Genomic DNA, 15,589 nt, shown 5'->3' with positions numbered 1-15,589 from the left:
GATTTATTGACCTGACGCATTAATCTGGTCAAAAAATGAGCTTATTCTGATCGTGCACAATGGCTGACAAGGGAGGAAATAGCATGTCCGTTGACAGACTGAAACGCGATCTACTGAACAAGCTGATCAATGCCCGGATTGACCTTGCGGCATACCTGCAGTTAAGGATGGCAAAAGGGTATATGTCAGTCAGCGAAAGCGACCATCTGCGCGATAATTGTTTTGAACTGTGTGACTACATGCGTGAAAAAGCGCCGATCCTGCGGGATTATTACGACGCTGATGAACAGCTTGTCCTGCAACGCGCGGCTGACGCGTTGTCAAAAGCTGCCGTATGCCTGATGACCGGACACCATGATTGTCCAACGTTTGTCGCCGTCAGCGCGGAGAAACTGGAGCACTCCCTGACGACACTGACTCTCTGCATTATGTGCCTGAAAGAGCACGCCGCGCTCCATCAGCACTAAACTCCGGGGGAGGCGACTCCCCCTTCTGATTAAGCTTTTGTAAAAGTGCTCACGCGCCCGAACGGCCTGGCTACTCTTTATGCCAAACGTCGAAAAAAGGAGTGCGTAATGCGCCGATCTTCGCTGATTCCTCTGTCTATCTTCTTTCTCTCCGCTTCCGTAATGGCGGCACCCGGCGCAGTCAACGTCGATGTGCTGCAAACTAAACTCGATCACCCGTGGTCGCTGGCCTTTTTGCCGGATAATCAGGGCATGCTGATCACCCTCAGGGGCGGGCAGCTCAAGCACTGGCAGGCGGGAAAAGGGCTGTCAGATCCGATAGTCGGGATACCGAAAGTGTGGGATAGCGGGCAGGGCGGTTTGTTGGACGTGGTGCTGGCTCCGGATTTTGAACAGTCGCGCCGCATCTGGCTCAGCTACGCCGAAGTCGGCAACGATGGTAAAGCGGGCACAGCGGTAGGATATGGCCGCCTGAGCGAGGATCTCTCGCGCGTCGAGGCCTTCCAGGTGGTGTTCCGCCAGATGCCAAAACTGTCGACGGGAAATCACTTCGGCGGGCGACTGGTGTTCGACGGAAAAGGCTATCTGTTTATCGGCCTGGGTGAAAACAATCAGCGTCCGACGGCGCAGGATCTGGATAAGCTGCAAGGGAAAGTGGTACGCCTGACGGATCAGGGCAAAGTGCCCGCGGATAATCCGTTCGTCGATAAAGCAGGCGCACGCCCGGAAATCTGGTCCTACGGCATCCGCAATCCGCAGGGGATGGCGATGAATCCCTGGACCGACGCGCTGTGGCTGAACGAGCACGGCCCGCGTGGCGGCGACGAGATCAACATCCCTGAAAAAGGCAAAAACTACGGCTGGCCGCTGGCGACGCACGGCATTAACTACAGCGGCCTGAAAATTCCGGAAGCCAAAGGCGAGCACGTCGAAGGCACAGAGCCGCCGCTGTTTGTCTGGAAAGTATCGCCCGCGGTGAGCGGCATGGCGTTCTACAACAGCGACGTCTTCCCGCAGTGGAAAAACAAACTGTTCGTGGGCGCGCTGAAAGAGAAAGACGTGATTGTCCTGAGTGTGGATGGCAATAAGGTGACGGAAGACGGGCGGATTCTGGGGGATAAAGGCAACCGCATCCGCGATGTGCGGGTGGGGCCGGATGGCTATCTGTATGTATTAACGGATGAATCAGACGGGCAACTGTTGAAAGTCAGCCCGTCCGGGGCGTGATTAGCTCACGGGGATCATGATCGCTTTTTGGAAGGCCGGGCGCGTTTTGAGTTGTGCGAACCAGCGCTCCAGATTTGGATACGATCCCCACTCCAGACCGATGTTGGTCAGGTTCCAGATAAACGGCGCGACAGCAATATCGCCCACGCCAAACGCGGAGCCTGAGAGCCACGGCTGGTTCGCGAGTGCGTCATCCAGCAGGGCAAACAGTTTTTCGCATGCCACTTTTCCGGCGTCGATCGCCGCATAATCACGCTCGGCTTCGGGGGTTCTGACCAGGCCCATCAGGATCGGGCGGTGCGCGGGGGAGAGCGTCTGGTTTGCCCAATCCATCCATTTTTCGCCCTCGGCACGGCGGGCAGGATTGTCCACCCACAGGCGATTTTGCCCGTACTGTGCTGCCAGATAGCGCACAATGGCGTTCGATTCCCACAGGGTTAAGTCGGTTTCATCGTCGCGAAGCAGCGGCACCAGTCCGTTGGGGTTCATCGCCAGATACTCGGCATCGTTATTCACGCCAAACTGCAAACCGGCCATGATCTGGTTAAACGGTAAATCCAGCTCTTCCAGCGTCCAGAGCACTTTCTTGACGTTGGTTGAATTGTTCCTGCCCCACAGCGTAATCATATTGACTCCTGAATGAGTGAAATAACCTGAGTGGTGAATCAAAGCCTGCGATTGCACATGGTGAGATAAACCTAACATTTACGCAACAGAAGACAAAAAAATCGCATCCGGGACAGCACCCCGGCCCGTTATTGCGTAAACTTTAAAAACTTTACCTGGTTTAGGTTTCTTTAGACTCATTAGTACGTTATTACTCATCGCTTCTTGCGACACGGTGATGTGACGTGATTTTTTAGAAAGGACACTCGGGTGGCATTTATGACGCATACAACTTCTTCTCTGCGCAGCCTGGCGGCAGGCTCCGCACTGCTTTTCCTGTTTTCCCCCACACTTTTTGCGGCTGAAACGGCGGCACCAGAAGCGCCTCCGGTCGACGCGCGCGCGTGGATCCTGATGGACTACGCCAGCGGCAAAGTGCTGGCGGAAGGCAACGCGGACGAACAGCTCGATCCGGCCAGTCTGACCAAAATCATGACCAGCTACGTGGTCGGGCAGGCGCTCAAAGCAAACAAAATTAAGCTCGACGACATGGTGACCATTGGCAAAGACGCCTGGGCCACCGGCAACCCGGCCCTGCGCGGCTCGTCCGTGATGTTCCTGAAACCGGGTGACCAGGTTTCCGTGTCGGATCTGAATAAAGGGGTGATTATTCAGTCGGGTAACGACGCCTGTATCGCGCTGGCGGATTACGTCGCGGGCAGCCAGGACTCCTTTATCGGCCTGATGAATGGTTACGCGCAAAAGCTCGGCCTGACCAAAACCACCTTCAAAACGGTCCACGGCCTGGACGCGCCGGGGCAGTTCAGTACCGCCCGTGATATGGCGCTGCTGGGCAAAGCGCTGATCCACGACGTGCCGGATGAATACGCCATCCATAAAGAGAAAGAGTTTACGTTCAACAAGATCCGCCAGCCGAACCGCAACCGTCTGCTGTGGAGCAGCAACGTGAATGTAGACGGCATGAAAACTGGCACCACGGCCGGCGCAGGCTATAACCTGGTGGCGTCTGCGACCCAGGGCGATATGCGTTTGATCTCCGTGGTGCTCGGCACCAAAACCGACCGCATCCGCTTTAATGAATCCGAAAAACTGCTGACCTGGGGCTTCCGCTTCTTCGAAACGGTGACGCCAATTAAACCTGACGCGACCTTTATCAGCCAGCGCGTATGGTTCGGCGATAAGAGTGAAGTGAATCTGGGCGCGGGTGAAGCGGGTTCTGTGACGATCCCGCGTGGTCAGCTGAAGAACCTGAAAGCGAGCTACACCCTGACCGATCCACAGCTGACCGCGCCGCTGAAAAAGGGCCAGGTGGTCGGCACGATCGATTTCCAGCTTAACGGCAAATCCATTGAGCAGCGTCCGCTGATCGTGATGGAAGCGGTGGAAGAGGGTGGATTCTTCAGCCGGATGTGGGACTTCGTGATGATGAAATTCCACTCGTGGTTTGGTAGCTGGTTCTCGTAAAAGCAAAACGATAACCGCAAGGTTATCGTTTTTGAGTGTTTGCCTCCTCCCCCGACGGGGGAGGGATAGGGTGAGAGCATCAGACCGCGCTGGCGGCCAAGTCCGGCAAAACCCCCCACTCAGTACATCAATTTAATCTGCTGCGCTTTGGCGTGTGCGACCAGCTCGTCATCCGGGCGGCAGTCGCTGACAATCGCATCAAAGCGTGCCAGATCGCCCATTCTTGCTGAACGCACTTTGCCAAATTTGCTGTGATCCACCACCAGCACATGATACTGCGCGGCGTTCATCGCCCAATGCTTCACCGTTAACTCTTCGAGGTTAAAACAGGTTGCGCCCTGGCGCACGCTCACGCCTGCCGCTGAGTAAAAGGCGATATCCGGACAGAGATTGCTCAGGGTGTCCTGAAGATTCAACGGTTTGAAAATGGCGTTGCTGGCGTGAAACTCACCGCCGCAGAGGATCACCCGACACTCAGGTTTCTCCTGGAGGGCCAGAAAGGTATTCAGGGAGTAGCACACCGCCGTGAACGGCAGCGCGTTATCAATGGCTTCGATAATCCATGGTGTGGTGGTGCCGCAGTCGAAAAACAGGGTCTGATGCGGTTGCACGAGGGAGGCGGCCAGCCGTGCGGCTTTGCGTTTTTCCTCAACCAGGCGGGTTTTTTGATCGCTCAGCAGATAGTGGCTGCCGCTGCGTGGCTCCAGCACGATATAGCCGCCGAGCAGCACCACGGGGGCACTCTCGCTGTTCAGGTCGCGACGGATGGTCATCTCGGAAACGCCGAGCAGAGTGGCAGCTTCTTTAAGATGCAGCTTATCGCTGCGCTTCAGGGCTTGCAGCAGCTGGGAGATGCGGTCGTCGCGTCGTGTTTCCATAGATCCTCGGGGCGAAAAGGTGAACCCCCACAATGTGGGGGTTCAAGTGTAACCTGTCGGACCGGGATTAGTCACGTATCCAGCCTTTGCGGATCGGGAGAGCAAAGCAGATACGGTAGACGCGCTGCAGCCCGCGATAAATCTGCTGTCCCATGATATTCCACAGGATTTGTGCGCTCAGGCAGCCCATCATTCCGACCAGCAAACCGCCCAGCATATCCAGCGGCCAGTGGACGCCGAGATAGACGCGCGACCAGGCAATGCCGAGTGCGATCGCCATCAGAACCACGCCCGACCAGACGCGGTGCCAGAACAAAAAGGCCAGTGCGAAGGTGAAAATCACGGTACCGTGATCGCTCGGGAAGGAGTCGTCAGCCGCATGGTGCAGGAAGTTCGAACCGATATGATCGACAAATGGACGGTCGTGCGGGAACAGATGCCCCAGCGTCCAGGAGGCGGTCATGCTAACCGCCAGCGCCATCGCCACCTTTATCACCAGCTGACGCTGCGCGCTGACCTGCTTGCGCGGCCCCCACAGCCAGAGTATCGCGATCAGCAAAGGCACGATGTTAATCAGATCCTTTGCCACAAATTTGGCAAACATAATCATCCACTCCGGTGACGCCGGGGTGGCATTAACCAGATAAAACAGTCCGTAATTGAGATTCTCTAGCATTCCAACTCACTCTTTTGCAAACCAGGCAGAAACAAGGCCGTAAGCCACGACCTGAGAAAACCAAACCCACCAACCTGCCCACAGGTTGTGAGAGAAGAAATGGGCACCGCGCATGACCTGGCCGAAGCCCATCGTCAGGCCCGCCACCGCACCCAGCGCCACAAAACACCACGCCAGACGAGGGCGCTCGCGCCAGAAGGCGAAAAACAGTCCCATCACCATAAAGCCGCTCGATGCGTGCCCGCCAGGGAAGCAACGACCGGGGCCGCTGCCATCAGGCGTACTGCTAAACAGCGGATACGAAACCGCTTTGCCGCCGTACTCCAGCAGATCCCACGGACAGCTGTGGTGGCTGGTACTTTTCAGCACACCGACCACCAGGGTGCCAAGGCCCATTAGCAACGCTCCGGTGACCAGCGGCATGTTGCGACGAAAGGCACCATAAATCAGCGCCACGGCCGCCGTCGCAATCGCAACGTACTTCGCTAGTCGATGGTTCAGCAGATCCAGCAGCGCGTTTTGCTGCAGCGGGAAATGGTGGCTGGCGGCGTCATACCAGAAACCCGTGATCCAGCGGTCGAGCGTCTCATCGCGCGAAAGCCAGGTAAACAGCACCGCCATCAGCAGTAGCGCGAAAAGCTGATAACCATAAAAGCGCACCGGTAAACGGTAAAGGGGTTTTATCTTAGTTGTCGGTGACTTAGATAAATCCGAAGGGGCAGTATGTTGAGCCATAATGACGTTCATTGACGGGAAATAGGCCCATCATAAAGGTGTCAACTTAAGGAAACCTTAAACGACGACGATATGTGCTTTATTTCTGTTTATCTTCGATAATTCACTATCTCGCGACCGGGCATTTCATTAAACTCATCGCGATTTTTTCATCAAAAAGAGACTGCATGTTAAACCGTTCTTCTTCCGGTAACCGTCTGGGTCGTCAGGCGTTACTTTTCCCTCTGTGTCTGGTGCTTTACGAATTCTCCACCTATATCGGCAATGATATGATCCAGCCGGGTATGCTGGCCGTGGTGGAGCAGTACAACGCCGGGATCGAGTGGGTACCGACATCCATGACCGCCTATCTGGCTGGCGGCATGTTTTTGCAGTGGCTGCTGGGGCCGCTGTCGGATCGCATTGGCCGTCGCCCGGTGATGCTGACTGGCGTGGTGTGGTTTATCGTCACCTGCCTCGCCATTCTGCTGGCACAAACGATTGAACAATTCACACTGCTGCGATTCTTGCAGGGGGTGAGCCTGTGCTTTATCGGCGCCGTGGGGTATGCCGCTATTCAGGAGTCCTTTGAGGAGGCGGTGTGTATCAAAATCACCGCCCTGATGGCGAACGTGGCGCTGATTGCGCCGCTGCTCGGCCCGCTGGTGGGCGCGGCGTGGGTGCACGTTGCGCCGTGGGAAGGGATGTTTGTGCTGTTCGCGGCATTGGCGGCGATTTCGTTCTTCGGCTTGCACCGCGCAATGCCAGAGACCGCCACTCGACTGGGCGAAAAACTGTCCCTTAAAGAGCTGGGGCGCGACTACAAAGAGGTGCTCAGAAATGGCCGCTTTGTGGCGGGCGCGCTGGCGACCGGGTTTGTCAGCCTGCCGCTGCTGGCGTGGATTGCCCAGTCACCGGTCATTATTATTAGCGGTGAGAAGCTCAGTAGCTACGAATACGGTCTACTGCAGGTGCCTGTTTTTGGCGCGCTGATTATCGGTAACCTGGTGCTGGCACGCCTCACTTCCCGTCGTAGCGTGCGTTCGCTGATCATTATGGGCGGCTGGCCGATTGTGGCCGGGCTGGTGGTTGCAGCGGTTGCGACCGTCGCCTCTTCACACGCCTATCTGTGGATGACAGCCGGGCTGAGTATTTATGCCTTTGGGATTGGGCTGGCGAATGCCGGGCTGGTGCGCCTGACGCTGTTTGCCAGCGAGATGAGTAAAGGCACCGTATCCGCCGCAATGGGGATGCTGCAGATGCTGATCTTTACCGTGGGCATTGAAGTCAGTAAACACGCCTACAGCTTTGGCGGTAACGGGCTGTTCAGCCTGTTTAACCTCGCCAATGGCGTGCTGTGGCTGGGGCTGATGGTGATGTTCCTGAAAGATAAACGCGTCGGTAGCGCGTTACAGTAAGTTGTTGCCCGGTGACGTTACGCTTACCGGGCAATTCGCGCGCTAGTTAAACGGCGCTTCCCCGTTCAACGCTTTTTCGATCACGTCCAGCACGCCTTCGTCGTTATTGTGCGGCGCTTCGAAACGCGCCACGGCTTTGATATGCGGCTTGGCGTTTGCCATCGCAAAGCTAAAGCCCGCCTGACGCAGCATCTCAACGTCATTCCCGCTGTCGCCAAACGCCACCACTTCGCTATCGTCGATACCCCAGTGCTGCTGCAAAATACGCAGCCCGTTCGCCTTGTGCACGCCTGGAATTATCAGATCGATATTGCCATGGCCGGTGGTGACCGGAACCATAATGTCGCTCAGTTCCTGATGGATCATCGCCTGCACGCGCGGGATTTCGCTGTCCGGCAGATTCAGCCCAAATTTGAAGAAGATGTCGTCAAGATGGTCAAAGTTATCAACCATTTCCAGACGATGGTAATACTTCGCTGCCATCTCTTTGAGGCTGTCGTCGTAAGATTTCAGGGTATAGGCGCTGCTCTTCCCGCAGGCGATCACTTCCACTTCCGGCAGAGAGCAGAGAAAACGCGCCACGGTGTCGAACTGGCTTTTGGTGAGTTCACCATTAAACACATCTTCGCGAGCGTTCACCACCCAGCCGCCGTTTTCGGCGACAAAAGCAATCTCATCGGCAATCTCCGGGAAAAAGGAGATGAGCTGGTAATACTGATTCCCGCTGGCAACCACAAAGCGAATATCTTGCGCCTTCATGCGCGCATACTGCGCCAGAAAGCGCTCGCGGTTATAGGTTTTGTCGTCGCTCAGGAAGGTTCCATCCATGTCGACGGCGATTAACTTAACGCTCATATCCCTTCTCCATTGCTGAATCTTGTGTTGTAGGTTTTGCCACGGCTTTTGCGACCAGCGCGGCGACAATGACCAGGGCTAACACCACCAGCATGGCGCTGCGTAACCCGTAATGTTCGCCGAGGAACCCGAGCAGCGGCGGGCCGACCAGGAAGGCGAGATAGCCGGTGGTGGCAACCACGCTGACGCGCGTCGGGGCGTCCGGGCCGGTATCGCTGGCGGCAGAAATGGTGAGCGGGAATCCGAGTGACGCACCGGCGCCCCACAGAATGACCGAAACACCGGCGATCCAGTCCACGTCGACAAAAATAATCAGCGCGATACCGAGCGCACCCATCATCGCGCTGGCGCGCACCACGGCTACGCGGCTGTAACGATCGATAAACCAGCCGCCGGTAAAGCGCCCGACGGTCATCCCGAGGGTAAACCCGGCGTAGATCAGTGAACCTGAGGTAGGGCTAAAACCGTGGCCATCGACCATCAGCAGCGGCAGCCAGTCGTTCGCGGAGCCTTCGGCAAACGCCATCGCCAGCACCACTACGCCAATCAGCATCAGCTGCATATCGCGATAAAAAGGTAACCCTTTCTCGGTCGACTTTTGCTCTTCCGCGCTGTTTTTGCCCGTGCCGTCAGGAATGAAAGTAATACCGGTCAAAATCGGCACAATACAGATAAGCGCCGCCAGTAAAATGTGCAGGCTCGCGGCGGTACCAAAAGCGGTCAACGCCATGCCCACACCGGCACCGGCCAGCGTGCCGAGGCTGTAGAAGCCGTGCATCATCGGCAGAACGGTTTTATTCAGCTCGCGCTCGACGGCGGCGCCTTCAACGTTAATCGCCACTTCTGCTGCGCCAAAGCTGCCACCAAAGACCATCAGACCAAAGGCAAACATTACCGGCGATGCAAACCACAGGGCGGCGCTGAGGATCAGCATGCCGACCACGGCGCTGCACATGGTGGTACGAATCACTTTACGCGTACCAAAGCGCTTTACCAGCCATGCCGAGCAGAGAATACCGCTCATCGAACCGATCGACAGACCAAACAGCACGATGCCCATTTCTGCCGTCGAGACCGACAGAATATCGCGGATCGCGGGGGTGCGCGTCGCCCAGGACGCCATCAGCAATCCGGGGATGAAAAAGAACATAAACAGTGCCCACAGGCGGCGCTGGAGGGCTTTACGGGGAGAGATCAACGTCATTGAGGAGCACCAGAAGTACAACACTAGCGACAACACTAGCAAGTTTGTGTACATTTGTACACAAACCGAAAGGGGAAAATATGAGCAGACGACCAAACGATCCGCAGCGTCGGGAGCGGATTCTTCAGGCCACCCTGGAGTCCATTGCAGAGCATGGCATCAATGCCGTGACGCACCGTAAAATCGCCAGCTGCGCGGGTGTGCCGCTGGGGTCGATGACCTATTATTTCGACGGGATAGACTCGCTGCTCGAAGAGGCGTTCACCGGCTTTACCCAGCAAATGTCGCTGCAATACCGCGAATTTTTTGCCGGTGTTACCGGCCCTGAAATGGCCTGTGAAGCGATCACCACGCTGATCCACAGCTCAGAAGTGACCACGCCGCATAATATGGAGCTGATGTACCAGCTGTATGCGCTGATGAGCCGTAAACCGGCGCTAAAAAAAGTGATGCAGGACTGGATGCAAACCAGCCAGAGCACGCTTGAGCAGTGGTTTGACCCGGTGACGACGCGTGCGCTCGATGCGTTTATCGAGGGCATGACCCTGCATTTTGTGACGGACCGGGAGCCGCTGTCACGCGAAGAGATCAGGGCGATGGTGAGGCGCATCGCAGGATTTTAGCATTAGCCGAGGGTCGCACCCGCCGTCACGTTGACCATCGTCGCGGTCATCGCTCGGGCATGTTCAGAGGCCAAAAATGCAATCACACCGGCCACCTGTGGCAGGGTTGGCAGCCGCTTGAGCATTGTGCTTTGCGCGGCACCTTCCATAAACTGCTCGACCGTCACTCCCATCGACTGCGCTTTTATCGCGAACAACTCTCCTGTGTAAGAACCCGCCTGAACCGCGCCGCTGATGGCATGAGAGCGCACGCCCGTAACGCGGATGTTCTTCGGCCCCAGTTCGCTGGCGAGCGCGTTAACGAACGCCTCAATGCCGCCGGTCTGCTCTGCCAGTTTCGCGGTTTGCTCAAGAACAGAACGTTCATCAAGGACGTCGATAACACGTGATTCAGCGATTCCACCAGCAGAACGGATGTCGTTAGCCACGCGCTCCAGCTTATCCCGATTCCGGGCGACGAGAAATATATGCGCTCCCTCTCGCGCCATTACTCGCGCGGTTTCGCTACCTATCGCGCCGCTTGCACCGAAAATGACAACGGTTTTGGTTTTCATCAGCATGGCCTTTTCTCAATTAAAGAGGCAGGGATAGTTCAAAGTATGGGTACAAATGGGGTAGGGGCAAGCGGACGAAACAGGAACCTGGTACTGCTTATATCATGGGGTAATGGTGCTAGTGCGACGGTGATATTGATGGCGCAGGAAAGTAGGGTGACGGAGCTGATTTGACATGGCTGTGAATTTCAGGCAACAAAAAACCCATCAACCTTGAACCAAAATGGCGGGGTTGATGGGCTCCACAAAATGGGGGACATCAAAGAAAAGCAGTGGCAATAGTTATGACTGCCTCATATACAAAAAGTTCTGCGCATCGCGAAAATAATTCGGTGATGCGCAAACTTCAGAGTTATCCGAGCGCGGGCCAGATAATGATGATCAGCGTACCGGCAAGCGTCAGCAGGACGTTGGCGATGGCGTACGTGCCTGCGTAGCCCAGCGCCGGGATGTTGCTGCGGGCGGTGTCGCTAATGATTTCCATCGCCGGTGCACAGGTGCGCGCGCCCATCATGGCGCCAAACAGCATTGCGCGGTTCATGCGCAGCACGTAAGCGCCGAACAGGAAGCAGATCACCACCGGCAGCAGGCTGACGATCAACCCGGCGACCAGCATCTGCCAGCCGACGGCACCCAGACTGTGTCCGATGCCGCTGCCTGCGCTCAAACCCACGCCCGCCATAAAGACCATCAGGCCGAACTCTTTCACCATGTTCAGCGCGCCCTGCGGGATATAGCCGAAGGTCGGGTGGTTGGCTCGCAGGAAGCCGAGCATGATCCCGGCGAACAACAAACCCGCAGCGTTACCCACGCCGAAGCTAAAGTTGCTGAACTGGAAGGTAATCATCCCAATCATCAGGCCGACAATAAAGAAGGCGCAGAAGGCGAGCAGGTCGGTAACCTGGCTGTGAATGGAGATAAAGCCGATGCGGTCGGCAACGGTTTTCACGCGGCGCGCGTCGCCGCTGACCTGGAGAACGTCGCCTTTGTTCAGCACGACGTTATCGTCAATGGGCATCTCAATCTGGCTGCGGATGACCCGGTTCAGGAAGCAGCCGTGATCCGTCAGCTTCAGCTGTGCCAGACGACGCCCGACGGCGTTATGGTTTTTCACCACAATCTCTTCCGTGACGATACGCATGTCGAGCAGGTCGCGGTCGAACACCTCTTTACCGTTACGGAAACTCGGGTCAAGGCGCGCGTGCGCGTCCGGGTAGCCGACCAGGGCGATATCATCCCCCATCTGCAGCACTGCATCACCGTCCGGGTTAGCCAGAATACCGTTACGGCGGATACGTTCGATATAGCAGCCCGTCTGGCGGTAGATACCCAGTTCGCGCAGGTTTTTGCCGTCGGCCCAGGCAACCAGCTCCGGCCCGACGCGATAGGCGCGAATGACGGGCAGATAGACTTTACGTTTGGTGTCGGTGTCCAGACCGCGCTCGCGCGCAATCTGCTGGGCGCTGGTCTGGAGATCCTGATGCTGCAGTTTAGGCAAATAACGCGCGGCGACGATAAGACTCACCAGCCCAATCAGATAGGTCAGGGCGTAGCCGAGACTCAGGTGGTCGAGCGCCAGCGAAAGCTGACCGCTCTCCATACCCGAGTGGCGCAACGTATCACCCGCACCGACCAGCACCGGCGTCGAAGTCATCGAACCGGCCAGCATCCCGGCGGTTAAGCCGATATCCCAGCCAAACAGTTTACCCAGCCCTAACGCTATCACCAGGGCGCTGCCGACCATCACCAGCGCCAGCATCAGATAATTTTTGCCATCGCGGAAAAAAATTGAAAAAAAGTTCGGCCCTGCTTCCACGCCAACACAAAAAATAAACAGCATAAAACCGAGATTAAGCGCATCCGTGTTAATGCTGAAATGCTGCTGGCCTAATAATAATGAGACCACTAAAACGCCAATGGAATTACCAAGTTGAACTGAACCCAGGCGTAATTTACCCAGACACAGTCCCAGTGCCAGTACAACAAATAATAACAGGATGTAATTCCCATTTAACAAATCTGCGACGTTTATATTCACGGAGGCTAACTTCTTGTTTACCGTTAAGCTGTTGAAAGAATGGGGGATTTAGGCTACTGTTTTATCCCATGTGAGTGAAGGGATTCTCCCTTTCGCCCATACAGAATATATCCCACAGAACAATAACTGGCCGATAGTCTAATCGTATTAGATATCCAGGGCCAGAAAAGATCGCGTAACAATCTATGAGCTTTGGCAAGGAATGCCACATTGCATTATCTGACTGGGCGTCCTCTGGACGAATGTGTATTCGATAGTGATGGAGTCAGGAGGATTTTTGAACATCAAGCGGAACTGGACAGGTGTCGTCTGCTGTTTTCTACTGTTTATCGCCGTATGCCTTTCTTTAGCCTTCCACGTGAAGGGGGCATTCAGGGCATCAGGCCATCCTGAACTGGGTTTACTCTTTTTCATTTTGCCAGGCGTGGTGGCGAGTTTTCTCTCGCGCGGGGGAGAAGTGGTCAAACCGCTGATTGGCGCGATGCTTGCGGCACCGTTATGTCTGGTGGTGATGCGTCTCGTTTTTGTTTCGCCGCGCTCGTTATGGCAAGAGCTGGCGTGGCTGTTGAGCGGGATTTTCTGGTGTGCGTTAGGCGCGCTCTGTTTTATGTTTGTACGCAGCCTGGTGCATCGCTGGCGACACAAATAAAAACGCCCTCCTGAGAGGGCGTTATCGCGTTACTGGGCTGCAAACAGTCCCAGATTTTCTTTCGCGTAGGCTTCGAAATCGGTGAAGCCGCCAATGTGCGTCTGATCGAGGAAAATCTGCGGAACAGTTTCAACAGGTTTACCCACGGTTTTTTCCAGATCGGCTTTGCTGATGCCTTCCGCATGGATATCCACGTAACGGAAGTTAAAATCATCGCGCTCGGCGGTCAGTTTTTCTGCCAGTTCTTTAGCGCGGACGCAGTAAGGGCATCCCGGACGTCCAAAAATCACTGCAAACATATCTCTCTCCTCAAAACGTAAGCCCGACGGCGAATGGCGCTTAGTGTGCCCGATAACCCTTGCTCATGGAAAGCAGGTTTTACCTGTCGCTTTAATACTTACAGACTATGTTTTGCCAATTACATCACACTTTTCTTTGCCTATACTGGCTGTCAAACCGCGTTCAGACAGACAAAAGAGAGACCCAATGACGCCGACTATTGATACCATTCGCGCCCACCGTTCCATCCGCCATTTTACCGATCGGCCAATCAGCGACGCCGAGCGCGAGGCGATCGTGGACAGCGCGAGAGCCACTTCCAGTTCCAGCTTTTTGCAGTGCACATCGATTATTCGTATCACCGACCCCGCAATGCGTGAAAAGCTGGTGACACTCACCGGCGGACAACCGCACGTGGCGCAGGCCGCAGAGTTTTGGGTGTTTTGTGCCGACTTCAACCGCCATCTGCAAATCTGCCCGGATGCCCAACTGGGCCTGGCGGAACAGCTGCTGCTTGGCGTCGTGGACACGGCGATGATGGCGCAAAATGCGCTGACGGCGGCGGAATCCTTGGGATTAGGCGGCGTGTACATTGGCGGCCTGCGAAACAATATCAACGACGTGACCGAACTGCTGGCGTTGCCAAAACATGTTTTACCGCTGTTTGGCCTGTGCCTCGGCTGGCCGGCAGATAACCCGGATCTCAAGCCGCGTATGCCAGCGGCGATGCTTGTGCACGAAAATCACTACCAGCCGGTGGATGCGCAGGTTCTCGCCCAGTATGACGAAGAACTCGCCAGCTACTATCTGTCGCGCGGAAGCAATAATCGCCGCGATACCTGGAGCGATCACATCCGTCGCACCATCATTAAAGAAAACCGTCCGTTTATTCTCGACTATTTGCATAAACAGGGCTGGGCTGTGCGTTAAGTCCATTCATCCTGTGCCAGCCTGCGTGTATGATACGCAGGCTTTTATCGAGTCTTTAGAGAGGTGCAGGGTGAAAATTGCCATTTTGTCCCGGGATGGAACGCTCTATTCGTGTAAACGTCTGCTTGAGGCAGCTAATAAGCGTGGCCATCTGGTTGAGATCCTCGATCCGCTGTCGTGCTATATGAACATCAGCCCGGCGGCGTCCTCGATACATTACAAAGGCCGCCATGTGCCGCACTTCGATGCGGTGATCCCCCGCATCGGCTCGCAAATTACCTTCTACGGCACCGCCGCGCTGCGCCAGTTTGAAATGCTCGGCAGCTATCCGCTGAATGAATCCGTCGCTATTACCCGTGCGCGTGACAAGCTCCGCTCCCTGCAACTGCTCGCCCGTCAGGGGATCGATCTGCCTGTCACCGGCATTGCCCATTCGCCGGACGATACCAGCGATCTGATCGACATGGTCGGTGGCGCGCCGCTGGTGGTGAAACTGGTGGAAGGCACGCAGGGTATCGGTGTGGTGCTCGCAGAAACGCGCCAGGCTGCCGAAAGTGTGATCGACGCCTTTCGTGGTCTCAACGCTCACATTCTGGTGCAGGAATATATTGAAGAGGCGAAAGGGCGCGACATTCGTTGCCTGGTGGTCGGCGACGAAGTGGTGGCCGCCATTGAACGTCAGGCGAAAGACGGTGATTTTCGCTCGAATCTGCACCGTGGCGGCGTGGCGCGGATCGCTGACATCAGCGATCGCGAACGCGAGATTGCCATCAAAGCGGCGCAAACCCTGGGGCTGGATATTGCTGGCGTCGATATTCTGCGCGCCCATCGCGGGCCACTGGTGATGGAAGTCAATGCATCACCCGGCCTTGAAGGCATCGAAAAAACCACCGGAATAGATATCGCCGGTAAAATGATCTCCTGGATCGAACGCCACGCCACGCCGGGCTTTTGCCTGAAAACGGGTGGTTAGGGCTGCATTTTTT

Annotated in this window: 17 protein-coding genes; 8 read left to right on the top strand and 9 right to left on the bottom strand. The window is 56.0% G+C overall.

Annotation, left to right across the window (positions count from 1 at the left end; translation table 11 throughout):
* Nucleotides 1-83: 83 nt before the first annotated feature.
* Nucleotides 84-467 carry a biofilm formation regulator BssR gene (gene bssR, locus DAI21_RS19550; RefSeq protein ID WP_100777065.1) on the top strand — a complete coding sequence of 128 codons (384 nt, stop codon included), beginning with the start codon at nucleotides 84-86 and terminating at the stop codon, nucleotides 465-467.
* Nucleotides 468-575: 108 nt separating this feature from the next.
* On the top strand, nucleotides 576-1,694 hold the full coding sequence (locus DAI21_RS19545; protein WP_107703964.1) for a PQQ-dependent sugar dehydrogenase: 1,119 nt from the start codon (nucleotides 576-578) through the stop codon (nucleotides 1,692-1,694).
* On the opposite strand, the gene DAI21_RS19540 is transcribed toward DAI21_RS19545, so the two are convergent.
* Nucleotides 1,695-2,321 carry a glutathione S-transferase family protein gene (locus DAI21_RS19540; protein ID WP_107703963.1) on the bottom strand — a complete coding sequence of 209 codons (627 nt, stop codon included), beginning with the start codon at nucleotides 2,319-2,321 and terminating at the stop codon, nucleotides 1,695-1,697. It lies immediately after the preceding gene.
* A 258-nt stretch (nucleotides 2,322-2,579) separates the two neighbouring features.
* On the opposite strand from DAI21_RS19540, the gene dacC reads away from it, so the two are divergent.
* Nucleotides 2,580-3,785 carry a serine-type D-Ala-D-Ala carboxypeptidase gene (gene dacC / locus DAI21_RS19535; RefSeq protein ID WP_100780743.1) on the top strand — a complete coding sequence of 402 codons (1,206 nt, stop codon included), beginning with the start codon at nucleotides 2,580-2,582 and terminating at the stop codon, nucleotides 3,783-3,785.
* A 119-nt stretch (nucleotides 3,786-3,904) separates the two neighbouring features.
* On the opposite strand, the gene deoR is transcribed toward dacC, so the two are convergent.
* The 3 genes from deoR to DAI21_RS19520 all read right to left on the bottom strand — a co-directional run bounded on the left by deoR (nucleotide 3,905) and on the right by DAI21_RS19520 (nucleotide 6,074).
* Nucleotides 3,905-4,663 (bottom strand): DNA-binding transcriptional repressor DeoR, encoded by a 759-nt coding sequence (gene deoR / locus DAI21_RS19530; RefSeq protein WP_102105172.1) that lies wholly within the window; start codon nucleotides 4,661-4,663, stop codon nucleotides 3,905-3,907.
* 67 nt (nucleotides 4,664-4,730) lie between these two features.
* Nucleotides 4,731-5,339: an undecaprenyl-diphosphate phosphatase gene (gene ybjG / locus DAI21_RS19525; protein WP_107703962.1), complete on the bottom strand. Its 609-nt coding sequence runs from the start codon at nucleotides 5,337-5,339 to the stop codon at nucleotides 4,731-4,733.
* Nucleotides 5,340-5,345: 6 nt separating this feature from the next.
* On the bottom strand, nucleotides 5,346-6,074 hold the full coding sequence (locus tag DAI21_RS19520; protein WP_107703961.1) for a phosphatase PAP2 family protein: 729 nt from the start codon (nucleotides 6,072-6,074) through the stop codon (nucleotides 5,346-5,348).
* A 167-nt stretch (nucleotides 6,075-6,241) separates the two neighbouring features.
* Here DAI21_RS19520 and DAI21_RS19515 point away from each other — a divergent pair, with 167 nt between their 5' ends.
* A complete protein-coding gene (locus tag DAI21_RS19515) occupies nucleotides 6,242-7,471 on the top strand; it encodes an MFS transporter (RefSeq protein WP_102105170.1) in 1,230 nt (409 codons plus the stop codon).
* Between the two features lie 42 nt (nucleotides 7,472-7,513).
* On the opposite strand, the gene DAI21_RS19510 is transcribed toward DAI21_RS19515, so the two are convergent.
* Complete coding sequence (locus tag DAI21_RS19510; protein ID WP_107703960.1) at nucleotides 7,514-8,326, bottom strand: Cof-type HAD-IIB family hydrolase; 813 nt, start codon at nucleotides 8,324-8,326, stop codon at nucleotides 7,514-7,516.
* Nucleotides 8,316-9,530, bottom strand: a complete 1,215-nt coding sequence (locus tag DAI21_RS19505; protein ID WP_107703959.1) for an MFS transporter — start codon at nucleotides 9,528-9,530, stop codon at nucleotides 8,316-8,318. Before DAI21_RS19505 ends, DAI21_RS19510 begins: the two co-directional genes overlap by 11 nt.
* A gap of 80 nt (nucleotides 9,531-9,610) precedes the next feature.
* Between DAI21_RS19505 and DAI21_RS19500 the strand changes: the two genes are divergently transcribed.
* The gene (locus DAI21_RS19500) at nucleotides 9,611-10,153 is read left to right on the top strand and encodes a TetR/AcrR family transcriptional regulator (protein WP_100777056.1); all 543 of its coding nucleotides are present in this window, start codon (nucleotides 9,611-9,613) and stop codon (nucleotides 10,151-10,153) included.
* 2 nt (nucleotides 10,154-10,155) lie between these two features.
* On the opposite strand, the gene DAI21_RS19495 is transcribed toward DAI21_RS19500, so the two are convergent.
* Both DAI21_RS19495 and DAI21_RS19490 read right to left on the bottom strand, forming a co-directional pair.
* On the bottom strand, nucleotides 10,156-10,713 hold the full coding sequence (locus DAI21_RS19495; protein ID WP_107703958.1) for an SDR family oxidoreductase: 558 nt from the start codon (nucleotides 10,711-10,713) through the stop codon (nucleotides 10,156-10,158).
* Nucleotides 10,714-11,059: 346 nt separating this feature from the next.
* Nucleotides 11,060-12,745 carry an aspartate:alanine antiporter gene (locus DAI21_RS19490; RefSeq protein ID WP_100777054.1) on the bottom strand — a complete coding sequence of 562 codons (1,686 nt, stop codon included), beginning with the start codon at nucleotides 12,743-12,745 and terminating at the stop codon, nucleotides 11,060-11,062.
* Between the two features lie 277 nt (nucleotides 12,746-13,022).
* Here DAI21_RS19490 and DAI21_RS19485 point away from each other — a divergent pair, with 277 nt between their 5' ends.
* Complete coding sequence (locus DAI21_RS19485) at nucleotides 13,023-13,394, top strand: inner membrane protein YbjM (protein ID WP_107703957.1); 372 nt, start codon at nucleotides 13,023-13,025, stop codon at nucleotides 13,392-13,394.
* 29 nt (nucleotides 13,395-13,423) lie between these two features.
* Here the strand turns inward: DAI21_RS19485 and DAI21_RS19480 are convergent, their stop codons facing one another.
* Nucleotides 13,424-13,693, bottom strand: a complete 270-nt coding sequence (locus DAI21_RS19480; protein ID WP_095281388.1) for a GrxA family glutaredoxin — start codon at nucleotides 13,691-13,693, stop codon at nucleotides 13,424-13,426.
* Nucleotides 13,694-13,880: 187 nt separating this feature from the next.
* Here DAI21_RS19480 and nfsA point away from each other — a divergent pair, with 187 nt between their 5' ends.
* Both nfsA and rimK read left to right on the top strand, forming a co-directional pair.
* Nucleotides 13,881-14,603, top strand: a complete 723-nt coding sequence (gene nfsA, locus DAI21_RS19475; protein ID WP_100777052.1) for a nitroreductase NfsA — start codon at nucleotides 13,881-13,883, stop codon at nucleotides 14,601-14,603.
* A 70-nt stretch (nucleotides 14,604-14,673) separates the two neighbouring features.
* On the top strand, nucleotides 14,674-15,576 hold the full coding sequence (gene rimK, locus DAI21_RS19470; RefSeq protein ID WP_107703956.1) for a 30S ribosomal protein S6--L-glutamate ligase: 903 nt from the start codon (nucleotides 14,674-14,676) through the stop codon (nucleotides 15,574-15,576).
* Nucleotides 15,577-15,589: the final 13 nt, after the last annotated feature.

This window comes from Lelliottia sp. WB101, from assembly GCF_003051885.1.
GTDB classification, from domain to species: Bacteria; Pseudomonadota; Gammaproteobacteria; order Enterobacterales; family Enterobacteriaceae; genus Enterobacter; species Enterobacter nimipressuralis.
Note: the sequence above shows the minus strand (reverse complement) of the source record. Positions and strands in the feature narration are given on the sequence as shown.